Source organism: Ruegeria sp. AF3 (genome assembly GCF_056536285.1).
In genome coordinates this window covers 695,194-715,444 of sequence record NZ_JBQFJM010000001.1, presented here as the reverse complement: position 1 = coordinate 715,444, position 20,251 = coordinate 695,194, and the positions used below count along the sequence as shown (strand labels likewise).

Here is a 20,251-nt window from a genome sequence, read left to right as displayed (position 1 = left end):
TAACCTTGGGAACCGCAACTCAAATTTAAACAGGGGGCCGACATGGCTTTTGAACTTCCTGATCTTCCTTATGCACATGACGCGCTGGCAGCCAAGGGTATGTCCGCGGAAACACTGGAATATCACCACGATCTGCACCACAAAGCCTATGTCGACAATGGCAACAAGCTGATCGCCGGCACCGAATGGGACGGCAAGTCGCTGGAAGAGATCATCGTTGGCACCTACGACGCAAATGCCGTCGCGCAGAACGGTATCTTTAACAACATCAGCCAGCTGTGGAACCACAACCAGTTCTGGGAAATGATGGGCCCCGGCGACAACGCCATGCCCGGTGAGCTTGAGAAAGCTCTGACCGAAAGCTTTGGTTCGGTTGACGAATTCAAATCGCAGTTCAGTGCGGCAGGTGCCGGTCAGTTCGGCTCGGGCTGGGCGTGGCTGGTCAAGAACGCCGACGGCTCGTTGGCTGTGACCAAGACCGAGAATGGTGTGAATCCGCTGTGCTTTGGCCAAACCACTCTGCTGGGTTGTGACGTATGGGAACACTCATACTACATCGACTTCCGCAACAAGCGTCCGGCTTACCTGTCGAACTTCCTCGACAATCTGGTGAACTGGGAAAACGTCGCGTCGCGGATGTAAACCATTGAACCGACGCTGGTTTATCAAGGGCCTGCTGGCGGTGACGCTGGCAGGCCTAATCACATCAGTCTACGGGTTTTTCATCGAACCCGCCCTACGGCTGCGCGTGCGAAAATGGCGCGTCCGCCGAGAGGATTGGACAGCGCCACCGCTCAGGATTGCCGTGCTGGCCGATTTGCATCTGGGCGAGCCTTTGGTCGGGCTGGACCGAATAAAACAGGTGGTACGGCGCACGAATGCGCTTGCGCCGGATATGATCCTGCTTCTGGGTGATTTCTTCGCAAGCCACAAAGGCGTTTTACGTCCTGTCGAAATGAACGATCTGGCACCGGTTCTTGCTAAGCTTGAGGCCAAGAACGGTGTCTTTGCGGTACTTGGCAATCACGACTGGTGGGATGACCGGCAGGCGCAGCGCCGTGGTGCTGGCCCCAACCGATATGTCGATGCGCTGGAACAGAGCGGAATTACGGTTTTGTCGAATGCCGCCATCAAGCTAGAAGCTTTTGGTATCTGGTTGGCGGGTCTTGAAGATCAGCTTGCGATCTGGCGTAACGGTAAACCGAAGGGGCTGGATGATCTGTCGGGGACACTGGCGCAAATCACCGACGACGCCCCGGTTGTGATGATGGCGCATGAACCCGACATCTTCCCTCAAGTGCCCGACAGGGTGGCCTTGACGCTATCCGGTCATACGCATGGCGGTCAGATCCGCCTGTTTGGCTGGTCGCCGATCGTGCCTTCTAAATACGGCAACAGATATGCCTATGGGCATGTACGCGAAGGTGGGCGGGACCTGGTTGTTTCCGGCGGTATCGGATGTTCCATCCTTCCGGTTCGCTTTGGTGTGACCCCCGAGATCACGGTCATCGAACTGTCTGCCTAAAGGCTTGAGGCTTCGCCAAATCGAACAGCCCCATTTCTTACCCACATATGTGCGGCAACGATGCACCGCAGTGTTCGGTCAGACACTTTCGCGATCTGCCGGGTTTACCTCAGCTTGTCGCGCAAGGCTCTCATCGCTGTTTCCGCATCTTCAGCCCAGATAACAAAGTCGCCCAATGACCGATCTGCAAAGCCTTGACCGATCACCTGGTGCAGCAGGGTTTTCAACGCGTCCCAATAGCCGTTCACATTGACGATCACGATGGGTTTGTCGTGCAGGCCCAGCTGCCGCCAGGTCAGTGCTTCGAACAGTTCGTCCAGTGATCCCGGCCCGCCGGGCAGGACAACGACGGCGTCAGCATTCATGATCATGACCTTTTTCCGCTCGTGCATGGTTTCGGTGATCACGAAATGGGTCAGGTCGGTCTTGCCGACCTCTCGTGTGACCAGGTGTACCGGAATGACACCAAAGGTCTCGCCACCGGCCTGTTGCGCGGCACGGGCAACTTCACCCATCAGCCCGACATCCCCAGCGCCATAAACAAGTCGCCAGCCCTCCAGTGCAAGAAGGCTGCCAAACTGTCGCGCGGTTTCAGAATAAGCCTTCTCGGCCCCATTGCGTGACCCGCAATACACACAGACGGATTTCTGAGACATGAAAGAGACGCTCCGGGGTTGTGTCAGAGGTTTTGACCCCTGATAGCGGGATTGATAGATTGGCTCAACTGTCCGCTGGAAGGCTTTTGAAGACAAAGTTTTTGTACGGCGGGGTGAAAGGAAAACAATGGACGCCAAATCGGGAAACGGAAGCTCGGGCAATTTTGTCTGGGGTGTGATTGCGGGTCTGGTTGCCGTGCTGGGCGTTGGGGGTTTGTATCTGTCCGGCGCTTTCACCAAAGCGCCAGAGCCTGAGGCGGGCGCACCGCAGGAACCCGCATCTGTTACGGCCACACAGCCGCAGGAACAAGCGGCCGAAGCGCCCGCGGAAACCACCACAACAGAACCAGCTGAGCAGGCCGCCGTAACACCGGATGCGGCACCAACCGTTGAACCCGCTGAAGATACGGCTGCGGCAACAGATGTGGTTCCAGACACAGAACCTACAGCGGCCCCGACGGAAGAGAATGCAACGGCACCCGTGGCCCCCCCGGTTTTGGATCAGATTTTTGTTGAAGCAGACGGAACGGCGCTTTTGTCAGGTGACGCCGAGCCGGGCAGCCAGATTGAGGTTCTGCTGAACGGTGAAACCGTGCACACATTCACGGTGGACAGCAGCGGGCAATTCGCCGAGTTCGTCTCCATCCCCTTCAGCGATGCCGCGCGGGGGCTAGTCCTGCACAGCAAAAGCAGCGGGCAAACAACCCGGTCTGATGACTATCTGATCGCCGCCCTGCCCAAGCCGGTCGAAGAAGAGCCGGTTGCGCAGCAAACTGATGCTGCCGATCAGGGCGAAACAGCCGAGACTGATGAACAAATAGCCGCTGCAGTGGTCGACCCAGAGACCGAAACCCCAACTGAGACCGAAACATCAGACCCTGTAACGACCGCGCCGGATACCGGCGAAACGCAGGTTGCCGATTTGCCAGCGGAGACATCTGAAACGGGTCAGCAGATCGCGGTACTGCGGTCGGGCGAAGAAGGCGTTGAGCTCGTGCAGCCTCCCGTGGTTCGGGATACCCCGCCGGAACAGGTCGCGCTGGATACCATCGGGTATTCTGAAACCGGTGATGTCCAGTTGACCGGGCGAGTACAGGACGGGGCGGCCATCAGGGTGTATCTGGACAATCGTCTGGTTGCCGACCTCGCTCCGGAACAGGATGGATCCTGGCGGAGTGATCTGGACGGTATCGACCCCGGTGTTTACACGTTGCGTGTTGACGCGGTGAACACGGACGGGAAGGTCCTCAGCCGGGTCGAAACCCCCTTCAAGCGCGAGCCTGTTGAAGTTTTGGAAGCAGCATCAGGTGGCGGTGACGGAACGGCGGCGCAGGACATCCCGGCAATCCGGTCGGTCACTGTGCAGCGGGGCGACACGCTGTGGGCGATCTCGCGTGACCGCTTTGGTGATGGCATCCTGTATGTGCGCCTGTTCGAAGCCAACCGCGACTTGATCCGCGACCCGGATCTGATCTATCCGGGGCAAATCTTTACGATACCGGAATAATCAACGCGCTGGCCCGTCGCGGGCCAGAGCCTTTCTCTGACCGCAGACAAGGTACGTGATGAGACGAACATCTCCGATGGCCTCGAATGACGGGGTGCAGAGCGGCGGGCGCAGTTCAGGCTGGCGCACAATCCGCAAGGTTGCGCCCTACCTCTGGCCGCAGGACGAGGTTTGGGTAAAGCGCCGCGTGGTTATTGCCATGGCGATGCTGGTTCTGGCCAAACTGATCGCGGTTTATACACCGATCCTTTACAAAGGCGCCGTTGACTCATTGGCAGGTGAAGGCGTGCCGCCGCTAGCGCTGGGCGCAGTGGGTGTGACGGTTGCCTACGGCGTGGCTCGCATGATGACGGTTGGGTTCCAGCAAATGCGGGACGCCGCCTTTGCCCCTGTTGGACAGCGGGCCTTGCGGGCGCTGGCGCTGGAGACGTTCCGACATATCCATAACCTGTCCATGCGCTATCACGTTTCGCGCCGCACCGGCGGGTTGAGCCGTATCATCGAGAGGGGCGTCAAAGGCGTTGAATTCCTGCTGCGCTTCCTGCTGTTCTCGATCGGGCCGCTGATCCTTGAGCTGTTGTTGGTTGCGATCATCCTGATGTGGTTGTTCGACGTCTGGTATCTGGTGGTCGTCGCCGTCACCATCGGCCTTTATATCTGGTTCACTTTTGCCGTGACCGAATGGCGGGTAAAGCTGCGGCGTGAGATGAACGATCAGGACACCGAAGCCAATCAGCGCGCCATTGACAGTTTGCTGAACTTCGAAACCGTCAAGTATTTCAACGCGGAATCCCGCGAAACTGCACGTTACGACGTGTCGATGAAAGCCTATGCCGGGGCGGCGCTGAAAACCGCCTATTCGCTGGCGTTCTTGAATTTTGGCCAATCCTTCCTGATCACCTGCGGCCTGATCGGAGTCATGGTTCTGGCCGCAATTGGCGTTCAGAATGGAAACCTGACCGTGGGCGATTTTGTCATGGTCAACGCGTATATGATCCAGATTACCGTTCCATTGAACTTCCTGGGGACGGTCTATCGCGAGATCAGGCAATCGCTGGTAGATATGGGGCAGATGTTTGATCTGCTCGAACAACCCGCCGAAGTCATCGATCACCCCGATGCACCCGACCTTGCGGTCAATGGTGGCGAGGTAACACTTGAAGATGTGCATTTTGGTTATGACCCTGAAAGGGAAATCCTCAAGGGTGTTTCCTTGACGGTTCCGGCCGGACAGACGGTCGCGATCGTAGGGGCGACGGGGTCTGGAAAATCGACCATCGGGCGGCTGTTGTTCCGGTTTTATGACGTGACCAAAGGCGCGCTGAAGATCGACGGGCAGGATGTTCGGGATGTGACCCAAACCAGCCTGCATGCCGCGATCGGCGTTGTGCCACAGGATACGGTGCTGTTTAACGACACCATTCGCTACAACATTGCGTATGGGCGCGACGATGCCACCCCGGAGGATGTCGAGGCCGCAGCCCGTGCCGCCCAGATTCATGACTTCATCACTTCGCTGCCTGACGGATACGACACCATGGTGGGTGAGCGCGGCTTGAAACTGTCCGGCGGCGAAAAGCAACGGGTTGGCATCGCGCGGACATTGCTGAAGAACCCCCCGATCCTGTTGCTGGACGAGGCGACCTCGGCCCTGGATACCGACACGGAACAGGATATCAAGGATGCGCTGGCGCGCGCTGGGGAAGGGCGGACCGTGATCACGATTGCCCATCGCCTCAGCACCATTGCCGAGGCTGATCGGATCGTGGTTCTGGAAGCTGGCGAGATCATCGAACAGGGCACCCATGACGAGCTGTTGGCGCGGTCCGGGCGATATGCTCAACTGTGGAACCGCCAGCAATCCGACAGTGAGGCCGCGTGAGGGGCTCATCTTGCCCTGCGGAATGTGCTAGGATGCGCCATGCATGAGGGTGGATGCCATGATCAATGGATTAGCAAGACGTTTAGTATCTGTAGCCGTTGTGGTTCTTCTCCCGGCTATGGTCGCAGCTGACCCGATTGAGGGCGTGTGGAAGACCGAACCTGATCGAAAGAACCTGATCTCGCATATCCAGATATCCGCCTGCGCGGACAAGTTCTGCGGCACGATACTTTCGGCTTTTGATTCTTCCGGCAAAGAAGTTCAAACGCCGAATATCGGGAAAAAGCTGTTCTGGGACGTGTCGAGCGAAGGCGGCGGAAAATACGGCGGGGGTGAGTTCTGGGTTCCCCTGATCGACGTTGATGCTGTTCCGCAGATGACGTTGCAGGGTGACAAGCTCATGGTCAAAGGCTGTGAACATTCGATTTGCGCGCACCAGACCTGGTCCCGACTGTGACGACAGAAAACGAAAAGGACCGGAAATCCCGGTCCTTTCATTCTTATTCTGCGGCTTTTAGCGGCGATCCAGGAAATTGATCCGTGGGCTCGTCTTGCAAACCGGTCTCGGATTGGTGCGGCTCATCCCACACAATCTCGGTCGCCTGTAGTTTGCGGGCCGAGCGACCAATAGCCATGTCCTGCGCGATCTTACTGGACCGCCCCGCGGTCATACGGGCAAGCCCGCGGCTGAGCCAGACAGCGTAAGTCGTTACCCATACACGCAGCGCCAGAAGCGACGGCGTCACGATCAGGGTGAGAACAGTGGCGATGCCAAGACCAAAGACAACCGCTGTGGCCAGCTGTTTCCACCACAGAGCGGTGGGACTGTCGATGGAATAGCCGCCATTGATAAAGTCCAGCGAAAGCCCAAACATCATTGGGGTCAGACCTGCCATCGTGGTCAACGTAGTCAGCAGAACCGGGCGGATACGCGATTCCGCGGTGCGGACGATTGCCTCGATCCTTGGCATATAGGCGCTGTATTCCTGATAGGTATCGATCAGAACAATGTTGTTGTTCACCACAATTCCTGCCAGAGCAACGATACCGGTGCCGGTCATGATGATCGAGAAGGGTTGCTCCATCACGATCATGCCGATCAGAACCCCGGTGGTCGAAAGAACAACCGCCAACAGCACCAACACCGAATTGTAGAACGAGTTGAACTGGGCGAGCAGGATCACGAACATCAGCCCCAAAGCACCCATGAAGGCATTCACCAGAAATGCGCCGGATTCTTCCTGTTCTTCCTGATCACCGGTCCATTGCCAGCTGATCGAGTTGGCGAAGGGGCTGGTTTCCAGCCATTCGGTCAGTACTGCGATCCGCTCATTCGGGTTGATCAGGGCGAACTGCGCGTCTCCCGCGTCAATCACGCTACGTAGCTTGTCTATATTCTCTGCACCGGTCAGTTGAACCAGTTCGTAGGACTTTCCTACGTCGCCGTCCAACACGGTGCCGGTTGGAGTGTAGCCGTCGGTCACTTCGCGCATTATAGCCAGACGTTCTTCTTTCCCGTCCGGCCCTTTGGTCACAACCTTGCTCAGCCCCGGTTCAACATCCGCTTTGACGTCATAGTAACGTTGCTGGTCGACACGGTTGATCTGGGCCAGTTTGGCCACGGGTTCCCGGGTTACGAAGTTCGACAGCGGAACCAACCCGTCCGGAGTGCGGACCTTGAGCGTATCCAAAGTCGACAGCACGCGATCCTCTTCCGGCAATCGGACACGGATCTCGATCTCTTCATCCGTATTGTCTGGGCGCATCTCACCCAACAGGATGCCGCGTGTCATAAGCTGCACCATGGCACCAACAGTGGCTACATCAGCGCCGAACCGACCAGCTTTGGCCACGTCGACATCGATCTGCCAATCGATACCAGGCAGGGGCAGGGTATCTTCGGTTTTGATCAGCCCCGGCGTTTCGTCAAAGACCTGGCGCGCGGCGACGGTGGCCGATCTCAATTCGTCCCAACCGTCCCCCTTGATACGCAGGTGAACCGGTTTGGCCGAGGCCGGGCCCTGTTCCAATGCCAGGATTTCAACAACGATACCGGGTATTGTCGCCAGTTTGGCGTTAAGATCGCCGATTACATAATCGCCATCATATTCGGGTGCCACAAAGTGGCGCTCAAACAATCCCCACAAAGCGGATTCCGAAACGTTCGGACGATCTTCCCATGGGATAATTTCAAACTGGACCCGCCCCACCGTGTCCGCCGGTGCCTGCGCGCCGCCGGTATTCTGGTCAAGACCGCCTTCGCCGGCAAAGGAAAAGACGTTGATTACCGCCGGATGAGATCCAATGATCTGTTCGGCCTGCAGGACCATCTTGTCTTTTTCTGCCAGTGACAGGTTGCCACGGGCACGGACGTAAGCTGTTGCCTGTTCCGGTTCGCTTTCAACGAAAAATTCGACACCTCTTGATTCCTGTGGGAACCAGACGAAGGTCACAAAATACACGGCAGAGAAAACTGCCGCCAGCGACACGATCGGCATAATCGGGTTGCCGACAAGGAACCGGATCACATGTCCGAAAGGTGTGTGTTCGTCAGCGGTGTGGACGTGGTTTTCTTCCGCCCGCTCGAACTTGGCCGCGCTCAGTGTTACAGACCCGGCAAAGGCCCCGAACAGGAACAGCAGGGCACCAGCGACCACTCCTCCGGGCAGTAGATAGTCAGGGTTCAGAACCTGCATCGCACCCAAGAAGATCATATAAAGCGACGGGGGCACCATCACTGCCCGAACCCACCACCGGGTACGCGCACGGAGCCAGTTCGAAGACCGGTCGAAAACTCGGCTCAGACGCCCCGAAACACCGCCCATGACCGGCAGGTAGATCAGCGCCACAATCAGCGACGCCGACAGAACAAAGATCAGCGTGACGGGCAACATCCCCATGAATTCGCCCGGAACACCGGGCCAGAAGAGCATGGGCAGGAAGGCACATAGCGTCGTCGCGGTCGAGGATACGATGGGCCAGAACATGCGTTGGGCCGCCTCGACATAGGCATGCATCGGGCCGACGCCTTCCTTTATTCTCTTGTCAGCATATTCCACGACCACGATGGCACCGTCGACCAACATCCCTACGGCCAGAATGAGGCCGAACATCACAATGTTCGAGATACTGATGCCCATGACCGCCAGAAATGCGAAACACAGCAGGAACGAGGTCGGAATTGCAAAGCCCACCAAAAGCGCGGCCCGCGTACCCAAAGAGGCCAGAACCACGATCATCACCAGAGCGATTGCGGTCAGAACCGAGCCTTCAAGCTGGCTGACCATCGAACCGACAATGCGGCTCTGGTCGTTCGACGTTCCAAGCTCGACCGCGGCCTGAAGCTCGGGCGGCCATTTGGTCTTGGCCTGAGCTATGGTTTCTTTCACCTGCGTAACGGTGTCGATCAGGTTATAGCCCTTGCGTTTGACAACTTGCAGCGCGACGGTCGCCTCGCCGTTGAAGCGGGCGGTACCTTCGCGATCTTCAAATGTGTAGTTGATCTGCGCAAGCTCACCCAGCGTTACAACCCGGTCGCCATTGACCTTGATTGGCAAGCCATAAACATCCTGCGCCGTTTTGAACGACGATGGAATCTTGACTGAGAATGTACCCTGCGCAGTTTCGACCTCGCCTGCCGCGATCAGCTGGTTGTTGTTTCGCACGACATTGATCAGCTCGTCTGCGGTCACGTTGTATGCTTCAAGCCGCAATGGGTCGATAACGACCTCAAGCAACTCGTCACGATTGCCCGCGATACCCGCTTCGAGAACGGAATCCAGCGCCTCAAGCTCGTCCTGCAAATCCTTGGCGACACGGGCCATTGTGCGTTCCGGAACGGCACCGGTCAGATTGACGATGACGATTGGGAACTCGGAAAAGTTGATTTCCGTCAGCGAGTATTGTTCCGCACCTTCGGGAAAATCAGCCTGGGCCGTGTTCATGGCATCGCGCACGTCCGCCATGATCGAGGTCTTGTCCCAGCCAAATTCAAACTCCAGCGCGACCCCGGCATAACCTTCGGCCGCAGTCGACGTCATTTCCTTGAGCCCGTCGAGATCCGCCAGTTCGGTCTCCATCGGCTTGACCAAAAGGTTTTCTGAGTCTTCCGCTGAAATCCCGGGAAACTGCACCGAAACGAAAAGGGCAGGGATTTCGATATCCGGCTCACCCTCTTTCGGAAGCGAGACATAGGCAAAGCCGCCTACGACCAGCGAAATGGCGATGAACGCCATTACCATTCGGGCCCTGCCTGCGGCCCATGCGACGATACCCGTCATTGCGAGGCTTCCCGATAAGTTGGTGCAACGGTCACACCGCGGATCACGAATTCCTGCCCGACCACAATGATATCAACCGTTTCCGGCAAGCCATCGATCCAGACACCTTCGGCTGTGTCGCGCAAAATGCGGACCGGCATGAAATCAACCACATTGCCTGCGCCAACTGTGCGCACACCCAATTGACCTTCGTTGCTGAGTGTCAGCGCCGATTGCGGCAGCAGGTGGGCTTTCGTACCTTCAGCCGCGATGAGGATGGTGGCGGTCTGACCGTCGCGAATGGTCAAGTCGGGGTTCGGAACGGTGATTTCCACCTCGAATGTACGTGTTGTCTCGTCCGCGGACCGGCTGAGGAACGTGACCCGACCGCCCAGTTGCCGACCGGTCACAAGTGTTGCCGTTGCTTCGGACCCGACAAGCACCCGATTGACTTCGGTCTCGGGCACGAAACCGACCAGCTTAATTGGGTCCAGTTGAATGACAGTCGCGCAAAGCGATCCAGGCTGCATCAGGCTGCCCAGTTCCGCGGTGTCGCTTTCCAGCAAACCTTTGAAGGGGGCTTTGATGGTCAGGCGGCCAATCTCTCGCTGTGCGGCCTCGACTGCTGCTGCGGCGGCTTCGATGCCCGCACGCGTGGCCTCCAGCCCGGCTTCGGCAGATTTCACACCGGCTTTTGCAGAGCTCATCACAGCTTCGCTGGAGATGCGGCGGGTTTCCGACGCATATCCGGTTTCAGCCAGCTTGCGTGAGGCTGTCAGATTGATCTCGGCCTCGGCCACAAGCGCATGTGCCTCTATCAGACGTGCTTCGGATTCGGGAATGCGGCTTTGGGCTTCTAGCTTGCCCGCCATGGCCTCGGCCAGTTGTGCCGGGCGCGTGCCGGGGTCAAGTTCGCATAATATATCGCCCGCCTCAACAAACGCACCTTTGCGTTTGGGCTCAGAGACAACGGTGGACGTGGTTTCCGAAAGCACTTCGACCTGCCGGTTCGCCTTCGTCTGCCCGCGCAGCAGCACAGCGCTGTCAATTTCGCGCGCTTGCGAGCGCACGGCGACAACGCCCACGGCAGAGATATCGGAGTTTTCGGTTTCCGTGGCTTCGACTTGTGTTGCTTCCACGGCATCACCGCGTCCGGCAAAGGCGAACATGGTGTCACGTTCAAACACCAGAAAATACAGTGCAACAATCACGAGAAGGGCGTTGATGAATGAAATCAAACGCATAAAGTGTTTCTCCTAAGAATCTGCGCCATTAATACTTGGGCTGTCACGCCATGAAATGGGGTCTGTTCGGCATCTTTTCCATACTGAACTGAATAGTTCGGTTTGCATTTTTTCGCAAGAGGGAAGCAAAGCGGTGAAAATGCGCATATTCGGACCCTTGGCTTGGCGTTGGTGCCGGGGTATGACATGGCGCACTAATACAAGATAGACAGCCCGGGGGCTTGGATGAGCGATATAGACAGTTTCATTGATGAGGTCACCGAAGAGGTGCGCCGTGACCGGATCTATCTGTTGCTGCGTCGCTGGGGCTGGGTGGGTGTCGTCGCCGTCGTGTTGATCGTCGGCGGTGCCGCTTTCAATGAATACCGCAAGGCGCGGGACACGGCGCAAGCTCAGCTATTGGGTGACACGATTCTTGCTGCATTGTCCGAAAATGACCCGGCGGCAAGGGCTGCTGGTCTTGCACAGGCAGAGGCGATGTCACCGGGCGGGAAAGCCGTGCTGGACATGTTGTTGTCTGCGTCACAGGTCGAATCCGGATCCCGAGAAGACGCGGTCACCAGCCTGAACGCGGTTGCCGTTCAGGGCGACCTGCCCGAGATTTACCGCGCGATTGCAAGCTTCAAGTCGCTGCTGTTGCAAGGCGATACGTTGCCTGCCGCCGACCGGCGGCAACAGTTCGAGGCGTTGGCGGCCCCCGGAGCGCCGCTGCGGCTGCTGGCGGAAGAGCAGTTGGCCCTGATTGACGTGGCCGAGGGGAATGTCGATGCTGCGCTGGATCGATTGCAGGCGCTGCGGCAGGATGCAGAGGTTGGGATCGATCTGCAACAGCGCGCGGCGCAAATGATCATTGCTTTGGGTGGGGAACCTGAACCATTGGTGGCGCAGCAAGGCTGACCAGGCGGGACAAAAGACTTAACGACAGGCGAGTTCGGAATATCATGGTAACAAGATTTTTTTCCCGTACGGGATTGCCTTTTGCGGCTCTGGCCTTGACAGCACTGGCGGCCTGTGAGCCGCCCGAAGCCATTCTGCCCGGTGAACGCGAGGATATTCGCCCTGTTTCAGATCTGGAAACGGTCGAAAAGCGCGGCTCGCAACCGATCAGCCTGCCGGCGCAACAGGTCAACGCCAACTGGTCACAAAGTCCGGGAACGTCCGCATACCGAACCACCCATGCCGCTTTGCGCGCAACACCACAACGGATCTGGTCTGTTTCGATCGGGCAGGGCGACTCGCGCAAGCAACGCATAACTGCCGAGCCGGTGGTTGCGGGCGGATTGATCTTTACACTGGATTCAGGAGCGACGGTTTCAGCCGTCACCCAGCAGGGGCAGTTGGCATGGGAAACCGATCTGATCCCGCCAAGTGATGGCGACTCGGATGCAACAGGGGGTGGTTTGGCTTATGCCGACGGCGTCCTTTATGTGTCGTCAGGGTTCGGTCGGTTGACCGCGCTGGACGCCAAATCGGGTGCCGTGCGCTGGCAAAAACGCCTGGAAGCGACCGGCAGCGGCGCTCCGCTGGTGAACGACGGGCTGTTATACGTTGTGGCCGGAGATGAAACCGGCTGGGCTGTAAACACCAAGGACGGACGCATAGCCTGGCAATTCGAAGGCACACCCAGCGTCGGGAACGTTCTGGGTGCGCCTGCGCCTGCAATCGCATCTGATCTGGCGGTATTTGCCTTTGGCTCGGGTGACGTGGCGGCCACTTTCCGCCGCGGTGGTATCCGCCGCTGGAACGCGTCTGTTGCAGGGGGGCGTCGCGGGCGCGCCGCGGCGCAAATCGTCGATGTGACTGGCGGTCCGATGGTTGTCGGCAACAGTATCTACATCGGCAATCACTCGGGCCGGACCGTCGCATTTGATGCCGCTTCCGGTGAGCGCCGGTGGACTGCAGACGAAGGTGCGGTCGATACGGTCTGGCCTGCGGGCAACAGCATCTTCCTGATCAGTGATCGCAGCCAGCTGGTGCGTCTGAACGCGGCGGACGGGTCTGTCATCTGGGCGCAGGATCTGCCGGGCTTCGTCAAGGACAAGCGTGGCCGCCGGGGACCGATCTTTGCGCATTACGGCCCAATTCTGGCCGGGGGTCGTATTGTGGTTGCGTCCAACGACGGGTTTCTGCGGTTCTTCAATCCAGTTGACGGAACACTGGTTCATCAGGCTGAGGTTCCCGGAGGCGCGACAGCATCCCCTGTTGTGGCCGGGCAGACGCTGTATGTTGTTTCGACCAAAGGTGATCTACACGCTTTCCGTTGACGGCAAGATGCGTTAAAGGGCGCAACTTGAGTCTTGAAAGTAGAGTATCATGTCGCTGACCCTCGCCATCGTGGGGCGCCCGAACGTGGGCAAATCCACATTGTTCAACCGCCTCGTAGGCAAACGTCTGGCGCTGGTCGACGACCAGCCCGGTGTGACGCGTGACTTGCGCGAGGGCGAAGGGCGTCTGGGCGATCTGCGCTTTACTGTGATCGATACGGCCGGACTTGAAGACGCGACAGATGACAGTTTGCAGGGCCGGATGCGCCGTCTGACCGAACGCGCCGTGGACATGGCCGATGTCTGCCTGTTCATGATCGACGCGCGGGTCGGGCTGACGCCCACGGATGAGATGTTTGCCGAAATCCTGCGCAAGCGGTCCAAGCACGTGATCCTTGCGGCCAACAAGGCCGAAGGCAGCGCAGCGGATGCCGGGGTGCTCGAGGCATATAACCTGGGTCTGGGTGAACCTGTGCGTCTTTCTGGTGAACATGGCGAAGGGATGACAGATCTTTATGCTCGGCTTATGCCTTTGGCCGATGCAGCCGAGGAAAAGCAGGTCGAAGAAGCCCCGGAAACTGAGATCGAGCTGGATGAAGACGGTGAGGGCGAAATGCCCCTGATCACCTCTGCCAAGCCGTTGCAGGTGGCCGTGGTTGGCCGTCCGAATGCGGGCAAATCCACGCTGATCAACAAGATCATCGGCGAAGACCGCCTGTTGACCGGGCCTGAGGCCGGGATCACCCGTGACGCTATCAGCCTGCGGATTGATTGGGCCGACCCGGACGGAGAAAGCACTCCGATGCGGATCTTTGACACAGCAGGAATGCGCAAGAAAGCAAAGGTACAGGAAAAGCTGGAAAAGCTCTCGGTGTCAGACGGCTTGCGCGCGGTGAAGTTTGCCGAGGTTGTCGTCGTACTTCTGGACGCGGCCATTCCATTTGAACAACAGGATCTGAGAATTGCCGATTTGGCCGAACGCGAAGGCCGGGCTGTTGTTGTTGCCGTAAACAAGTGGGACGTCGAGGAAAACAAGCAGGAAAAGCTGCGGGAACTGAAAGATGCCTTTGATCGCTTGCTGCCGCAGCTGCGCGGGGCCCCTCTGGTTACCGTCTCGGCGAAAACGGGCCGCGGGCTTGAGAGATTACGCGCCGCCATCCTGCGCGCCCATGACGTCTGGAACCGCCGTGTGCCAACCGCGGCGTTGAACCGGTGGCTGACTGCCATGCTGGAACAGCACCCGCCGCCGGCCCCGCAGGGCCGCCGCATCAAGCTGCGCTATATGACCCAGGCGAAAACGCGGCCGCCGGGTTTTGTTGTGATGTGTTCTCATCCCGATAAGATGCCCGAAAGCTATACCCGCTATCTGGTCAACGGGTTGCGTCAGGACTTTGACATGCCTGGCACCCCAATCCGCCTGACGCTGCGCGGGCAGGGCGACAAGAACCCATATAAGGGTCGGCGCAAGAAAAATGCGGGCGCGCTGGCCAAGCATCTCAAGGGCCGCGCGTAACTGCGCCAATTTTCAGCATCTTACCTCACGGGGGCGTGACAGTTTCTGTTCTCCGCGCTAGCATTCATGCGTGTGCATTTGTTTGGGCACGCACTGCTTGCATGCGGACTAGCCGCACCTAGATTTGAACAGAAAACTGAACGGCCATCGTAAGGAGACGGCTGGATGGATTTGAGGGAATATACAAGACATTACGCGGTGCAGGACAACAGATTGGCCGCGGCAAGTTATTTTGGCACATTTGCGGTGTATTTTGCGTCGCTGACCCTTGCGATCACCTTTGTTGATCGCTGGTACATCATGATACCCGCCGGGATCGTGTTCGCCTTTGCCGCAGTACGGCTTTATGTGCTGCAACATGATTGCGGGCATCACTCTCTGTTTGAAACACGGATTCAAAACGAATGGGCAGGGCATGGCCTGTCTCCCTTCACTTTCGCCCCGTTCGAGGTGATGAAGCAGAACCACAATCTGCACCATGCGGGCATCGGAAATCTTGAACATCGCGAGACAGGTGAAATTCATACGATGACTCTGCGAGAGTGGAATGCGGCTGATTGGAAAACGCGTTTGTTTTACAGGCTGTATCGCAATCCCTTCATCCTGGTTCCGGTCGGCGCGTTGTTCACCTACTTCATCCGATACCGTTGGCCCAAGAACACGGTGCGTTTTGGCGCTAAAGGTGTGGTGTTGCACAACCTGTCGATCATCGTGTTTCTAGGATTGTTGTATCTGATTGCGGGTATGACCGGCATTTGGGTCTGGTTGGTGTTTTCCTTTTTGGGTGGAATGCTGGGCGTCTTCCTTGTTTATCTTCAGCACAACTTCGAAGATACCTATTGGGATCGCCGCCCCGATCTGAACCCTCAGACAGCAGCGCTTGAGGGATCATCCGCACTGGATTTCGGATGGTGGTTCGATATGGCTGTGGCCTGCATCACGTTGCACGACATCCACCATTTCAACGCGCGTATCCCATCATATCGCCTGCGTGCCTGCCATTATAACCTGCCGCCGGAATACACCCCGCGCCGGATTAAGTTTCCCGAGGCCGTGGCCGCATTGAACCTGAAGCTATGGGACGAAGATGCCAAGCGCCTTGTACCCTTTCCGAGAGACAACCGAGCCGCTAGTCTTGCCCATAACTAAGCTGGCAGAACAGGGGTTATCACTACGCTGCTTGCTGCTTCGTATATCCGGTGTATATACGAATTTATAGAACGACACAGAAAGGACCCATAATGACCGCAGTGACCGAAATAAAAGGTGTAGGGGAGGCGCTTGGCCAGGCCCTTGTTGCCAATGGCTTCAAGACCGCCGAGGCAATAGCCAAGGCCGCTCCTGCTGATTTGGTCAAGGTCCCTCGGATCGGTGAGGCGCGCGCGTTGGTTTTGATTGCATCTGCCAAAGAAGCCGTTGCTGCAAATCCGGTTGCTGCGAAGCCAACAACACGCCGAACTGCGGCCCGGACTCCGGCGGTACGCAGGCCTTCCGCACGCAAAGCCGCGTCCCGCAAAACAATCGCCGCAGCCGCAGCCGAGAAACGGGTCGAGGAAGCCGCACGCAAGGCGGCAGAAGAAAAAGCAGCGGCCGAAAAAGCCGAAGCTGCGGAAAAGAAAAAGGCCAAAGCCAAGGCCAAGGCTGAAAAAGCCGCGAAGAAGCGTAAAGAGATGGAAGCCGCCTTTTCAAAGGCGAAGGACAAAGTGAAAGCCAAATCCAGCAAGGACAAAAAGTCCAAGAAGGACGGGAAAAAGAAGGACGGCAAGAAAGGCGGAAAGAAGAAGGACAAGAAAAAAGCGAAGAAGTAAAACCTCTTCGCCTTCAGTTGATGTCCTAACCGGTGCCTGACGGTGCCGGTTTTGTGTGTCAGGCCAAAGTACCGTCAAGTTGCAGGGTCAGCTTGCCGCCCAGATAGGGGCCAAGTACCTCGGGCAGCGAAACAGTGCCGTCTTCATTCTGCCCATTCTCCAGAACTGCGATCAGACAACGCCCGACAGCCAGACCGGAACCGTTCAGAGTATGAACAAATTCGGGTTTGCCACCACTTTCAGGCCGGAAACGGGCATTCATCCGACGCGCCTGAAACGCACCTGTGGTCGAGACCGAGCTGATCTCGCGATAGGTGTCCTGTCCGGGCAGCCAAGCTTCGATGTCATAAGTGCGGCGCGCGCCAAAGCCCATATCACCGGTGCACAAAACAACAGTGCGATAGGGAATACCCAACTGTTCCAGCAGATCCTCGGCGCAGCGCAACATGCGCTTTTGCTCGTCATCTGACGCGTCGGGATGGGTGATCGAGACCATCTCGACCTTTTCGAACTGGTGCTGGCGCAGCATCCCTGCGGTGTCCTTGCCTGCACTTCCGGCCTCGGACCTGAAACAGACGGTATGGGCGGTCATACGGATGGGCAGGGCAGACTCTTCGAGAATGTCACCAGCCACTGAATAGGTCAGTGTAACCTCGGAGGTCGGGATCAGCCACCAGCCATTGGTCGTCTGATAGCTGTCGTCGCCGAATTTAGGCAATTTATCCGTGCCATACATCGCCTCATCCCGGACCAGAACCGGTGTCTGCATTTCTGTCAGACCGTTCTTGTCGATATGCGTGTCCAACATGAACTGGGCCAGCGCGCGGTGGATGCGGGCAACCCCCTTGGACAGATTCACGAACCGGCTGCCGCTTGTTTTAGCGGCGGTTTCGAAATCCATCGCGGCTGCGACGGCGGGAATGTCGTAATGCTCTTTCGGTGCAAAGCTGAAATCACGCGGGGTGCCCCAGCGGTTGACTTCGACATTGTCGTTTTCGTCCGCGCCTTGCGGCACGTCATCGGCGGGCAGGTTGGCGATGCGGGCCAGTTGATCGGTCAGCAAGGCATCCAGATCCTTGGCCTCGGTCTGCATCCGGGCGACTTCGGCCTTTTTCTCGGCGACAAGCGCGCGCAGGCGTTCGAATTCAGCCTCGTCGCCGCGTCCCTTAGCAGCGCCGACTTCCTTGCTGGCCTTGTTTTGTTCGGCCTGTGCGGTTTCGGCGGCCAGAATCTTGGCACGCCTGCTTTCATCCAGCCTCAGCAGATCTGACGACACCGGCGCGTCCCCACGGCGCGCTAGGGCGGCGTCAAAGGCGGCAGGGTTTTCGCGAATGGCGCGGATGTCGTGCATGTCTCAGATCCTTGAATGCGTGAATCACTGAACCCGCTTATGCACCATCTGCAGGGCAGGGTGTAGCACCGGTTACGACTTATCAGCGTCTTCGTGGGTTTCATGCGTCAGGTGGCCATCCCATGCCCCGGCCGGTATTTTTGGCTCGGGCGGATCAGCCACATAAGAAGGCGTCATGATCTGCACATTGTTCTCGTTAAATACAGCGACAATGTTTCGATGCAGGTCCGAGCGGATTTTGGGGATGATGCTGCCACGGGTGGTGTAGCCGTTGATCTGATAATTGATCGCGTAATCGGCCAACGCGGTCCACAACACAAAAGGTTCGGGATTGACCTTGATACCTTTGGTGCGGTTGGCGGCCTCGATCAGCATCGCCTCTACCTTCTCAGGGGGTTCTTCGTAGCCGATGCCGACGGTCGTGTGCAATAATAGTCCGTCACCATTGGTTTTCTTTGAAAAGTTAACGACATCTGAGTTCATCAATTGTGCATTGGGGATCGAGATCAGCTCGTTCTTGATCGACTTCAGGTGGGTCTCCATCAGTTTGATCTGAACGACATCGCCGATATGGTCTCCGATTTGGATACGGTCGCCGATTGAGGTAGACCTGCGGTAAATCACAAACAGCCCGGCCAGCATGTTGGACACGACCGAATTCGCGCCCAAAGACAGCATGGCGCCGACCAGAATGGTCAATCCCTGGAACGCGGCAGAATCTGAGCCCGGAATATAGGGAACCGCAAAAACCAGCGCGATCAGAATGACGGCGACACGGGCAATGTTGAACGTCGGGTTGACCCAGTGTTTTTCGAAATCGCCCATTTCGAATGAACCGGCTTCGACCGCATCAAAGAAGACGCGCAGACCTTTGATGATGTACAGCGTGACCCATGTGATCAGGCCCAGCATGATCAGATTGGGGATATAGCTGAGGATGCCCCGGAAGATAAGCAGCACGGGCTCTGTCAGATAGGTTAGCAGAAGCTGTGCGAAGTATCTGGTTTCCGCAAAAGCCAAAAGTACAAAGGACAGGTAATAGTAGAAGCCGAGAAAGAAGATAACCAGCAGCACGAAGTTCAGACCATAGCGGATAAGGGCTGCAATTGCTTCGGCCTGAACGCTTTTGGCCGTCGCCGTTTCGACATCCTTTAAGTAGCGTTTTACCAGCTTCAATGTGCGACGCCTGATCCGACGGTGCAGCCACAGGATAGTGACAACAAACAGGACAAATCCCAACGTCCAGGCGGCCGCTTCTATGGCACCGGAAACACGCGCCTGATCGGTTCGGTTGGCTCGGTACGCCTCGATGGACTGTTTGATCGCATTGCCATGCAAAACGCTCAGAACACTTAGTTCCATCTGATCCAGTTCAGCGTCAGCCTTGGTAACGATCGAGATTCTTTGACCATCGGCCAGAATCCAGATGCCAAACTGGGTCTCTTCATAGGTGATCTCGACCAAAGGTGCTTCCGACGCTTCCGCAACCGCAATGACCTTGTCCTGTACGCCCTCGGCGCGCTCCGGAGCAGGCAGGGCGCTTGATCCTCGCACCTGAAACAGAACGTCCCCGTCCACGATGACCGGGGCCATGAACGTGTCCGGTTCCGCCGTCTCGGTCAGGGGGGATTCCGCGGGTGCTTCCTGCGACAGGGCCGCACCGGAAAGCCACACGGTCACCGACAGGGCAGTCAGTAAATAAAGCAACGAAAGGAAAGGCTTGAGCGGCCGTGTCATGTGTCCCCCTTCGGACAAACTATACCCGGTTTCGGTTATGTTCCTAGGGCATATCTGCAACGCTTTGCCCGTGGTTGCCGGGACATGCCAGTATTCAGGTGGGTTACATAACCGCCTTTGCTTGCAAACCGACATTTCAAAGCATAGGTTCCGCCCAAATTTGCGGAACTGTGCCGCAAGACTAGAACAAAGGAATATCCCATGGATGGTGGCGCAATCGCCCAGTTTCTCCCGCTGATCCTAATCTTTGCGATCATGTATTTCCTGCTGATCCGTCCGCAGCAAAAGAAGATGAAGGAACACCAGGCCATGGTTGATGCCGTGCGTCGCGGTGATCAGGTGATCACTCAGGGGGGCGTGATCGGCAAGGTATCGAAGGTCAAGGAAGGCGATAACGAGATCGAGGTCGAAATCGCCGAGGGCGTCAAGATTCGCGTGGTCAAATCGACCATCGCCCAGGTTCTGAACAAGACTGAGCCGGCGAAGTAACTTCGCGCGACAATTC

At 57.5% G+C, this 20,251-nt stretch carries 16 protein-coding genes; 11 read left to right on the top strand and 5 right to left on the bottom strand.

Annotated features, from left to right (window positions below; translation table 11 throughout):
• Positions 1–42 precede the first annotated feature (42 nt).
• Both ACR3FC_RS03550 and ACR3FC_RS03545 read left to right on the top strand, forming a co-directional pair.
• Entirely contained in the window at positions 43–642 is a 600-nt protein-coding gene (locus tag ACR3FC_RS03550; protein ID WP_480473433.1) for a superoxide dismutase, read from the top strand.
• A 4-nt stretch (positions 643–646) separates the two neighbouring features.
• A complete protein-coding gene (locus tag ACR3FC_RS03545) occupies positions 647–1,525 on the top strand; it encodes a metallophosphoesterase (RefSeq protein ID WP_480473432.1) in 879 nt (292 codons plus the stop codon).
• 104 nt (positions 1,526–1,629) lie between these two features.
• Here the strand turns inward: ACR3FC_RS03545 and ACR3FC_RS03540 are convergent, their stop codons facing one another.
• The gene (locus ACR3FC_RS03540) at positions 1,630–2,181 is read right to left on the bottom strand and encodes an LOG family protein (RefSeq protein ID WP_480473431.1); all 552 of its coding nucleotides are present in this window, start codon (positions 2,179–2,181) and stop codon (positions 1,630–1,632) included.
• A gap of 127 nt (positions 2,182–2,308) precedes the next feature.
• Here ACR3FC_RS03540 and ACR3FC_RS03535 point away from each other — a divergent pair, with 127 nt between their 5' ends.
• Genes ACR3FC_RS03535 through ACR3FC_RS03525 form a run of 3 tightly spaced genes read left to right on the top strand, consistent with a single transcriptional unit; the run spans position 2,309 to position 6,027 of the window.
• Positions 2,309–3,688 carry a LysM peptidoglycan-binding domain-containing protein gene (locus tag ACR3FC_RS03535; protein ID WP_480473430.1) on the top strand — a complete coding sequence of 460 codons (1,380 nt, stop codon included), beginning with the start codon at positions 2,309–2,311 and terminating at the stop codon, positions 3,686–3,688.
• A 58-nt stretch (positions 3,689–3,746) separates the two neighbouring features.
• Complete coding sequence (locus ACR3FC_RS03530; protein WP_480473429.1) at positions 3,747–5,570, top strand: ABCB family ABC transporter ATP-binding protein/permease; 1,824 nt, start codon at positions 3,747–3,749, stop codon at positions 5,568–5,570.
• A 58-nt stretch (positions 5,571–5,628) separates the two neighbouring features.
• The gene (locus ACR3FC_RS03525; protein WP_480473428.1) at positions 5,629–6,027 is read left to right on the top strand and encodes a DUF2147 domain-containing protein; all 399 of its coding nucleotides are present in this window, start codon (positions 5,629–5,631) and stop codon (positions 6,025–6,027) included.
• 43 nt (positions 6,028–6,070) lie between these two features.
• Here the strand turns inward: ACR3FC_RS03525 and ACR3FC_RS03520 are convergent, their stop codons facing one another.
• The gene (locus tag ACR3FC_RS03520) at positions 6,071–9,850 is read right to left on the bottom strand and encodes an efflux RND transporter permease subunit (RefSeq protein WP_480473427.1); all 3,780 of its coding nucleotides are present in this window, start codon (positions 9,848–9,850) and stop codon (positions 6,071–6,073) included.
• Entirely contained in the window at positions 9,847–11,073 is a 1,227-nt protein-coding gene (locus ACR3FC_RS03515) for an efflux RND transporter periplasmic adaptor subunit (RefSeq protein ID WP_480473426.1), read from the bottom strand. The genes ACR3FC_RS03520 and ACR3FC_RS03515 overlap by 4 nt, the downstream gene beginning before the upstream one ends.
• 225 nt (positions 11,074–11,298) lie before the next feature.
• On the opposite strand from ACR3FC_RS03515, the gene ACR3FC_RS03510 reads away from it, so the two are divergent.
• The 5 genes from ACR3FC_RS03510 to ACR3FC_RS03490 all read left to right on the top strand — a co-directional run bounded on the left by ACR3FC_RS03510 (position 11,299) and on the right by ACR3FC_RS03490 (position 16,658).
• Positions 11,299–11,970 carry a hypothetical protein gene (locus ACR3FC_RS03510; protein WP_480473425.1) on the top strand — a complete coding sequence of 224 codons (672 nt, stop codon included), beginning with the start codon at positions 11,299–11,301 and terminating at the stop codon, positions 11,968–11,970.
• Between the two features lie 44 nt (positions 11,971–12,014).
• Positions 12,015–13,337, top strand: a complete 1,323-nt coding sequence (locus ACR3FC_RS03505; RefSeq protein WP_480473424.1) for a PQQ-like beta-propeller repeat protein — start codon at positions 12,015–12,017, stop codon at positions 13,335–13,337.
• 49 nt (positions 13,338–13,386) lie between these two features.
• A complete protein-coding gene (der, locus tag ACR3FC_RS03500) occupies positions 13,387–14,850 on the top strand; it encodes a ribosome biogenesis GTPase Der (RefSeq protein WP_480473423.1) in 1,464 nt (487 codons plus the stop codon).
• A gap of 165 nt (positions 14,851–15,015) precedes the next feature.
• On the top strand, positions 15,016–15,999 hold the full coding sequence (locus ACR3FC_RS03495; protein ID WP_480473422.1) for a fatty acid desaturase: 984 nt from the start codon (positions 15,016–15,018) through the stop codon (positions 15,997–15,999).
• A gap of 92 nt (positions 16,000–16,091) precedes the next feature.
• Positions 16,092–16,658 (top strand): helix-hairpin-helix domain-containing protein, encoded by a 567-nt coding sequence (locus tag ACR3FC_RS03490; RefSeq protein WP_480473421.1) that lies wholly within the window; start codon positions 16,092–16,094, stop codon positions 16,656–16,658.
• A 58-nt stretch (positions 16,659–16,716) separates the two neighbouring features.
• Here ACR3FC_RS03490 and serS read toward each other — a convergent pair whose 3' ends face one another.
• Positions 16,717–18,009, bottom strand: a complete 1,293-nt coding sequence (gene serS / locus ACR3FC_RS03485; RefSeq protein WP_480473420.1) for a serine--tRNA ligase — start codon at positions 18,007–18,009, stop codon at positions 16,717–16,719.
• A gap of 72 nt (positions 18,010–18,081) precedes the next feature.
• Positions 18,082–19,746 carry a mechanosensitive ion channel family protein gene (locus ACR3FC_RS03480; RefSeq protein ID WP_480473419.1) on the bottom strand — a complete coding sequence of 555 codons (1,665 nt, stop codon included), beginning with the start codon at positions 19,744–19,746 and terminating at the stop codon, positions 18,082–18,084.
• A gap of 201 nt (positions 19,747–19,947) precedes the next feature.
• On the opposite strand from ACR3FC_RS03480, the gene yajC reads away from it, so the two are divergent.
• Entirely contained in the window at positions 19,948–20,235 is a 288-nt protein-coding gene (yajC, locus tag ACR3FC_RS03475) for a preprotein translocase subunit YajC (RefSeq protein ID WP_209503494.1), read from the top strand.
• The last annotated feature ends 16 nt before the right edge of the window (positions 20,236–20,251 follow it).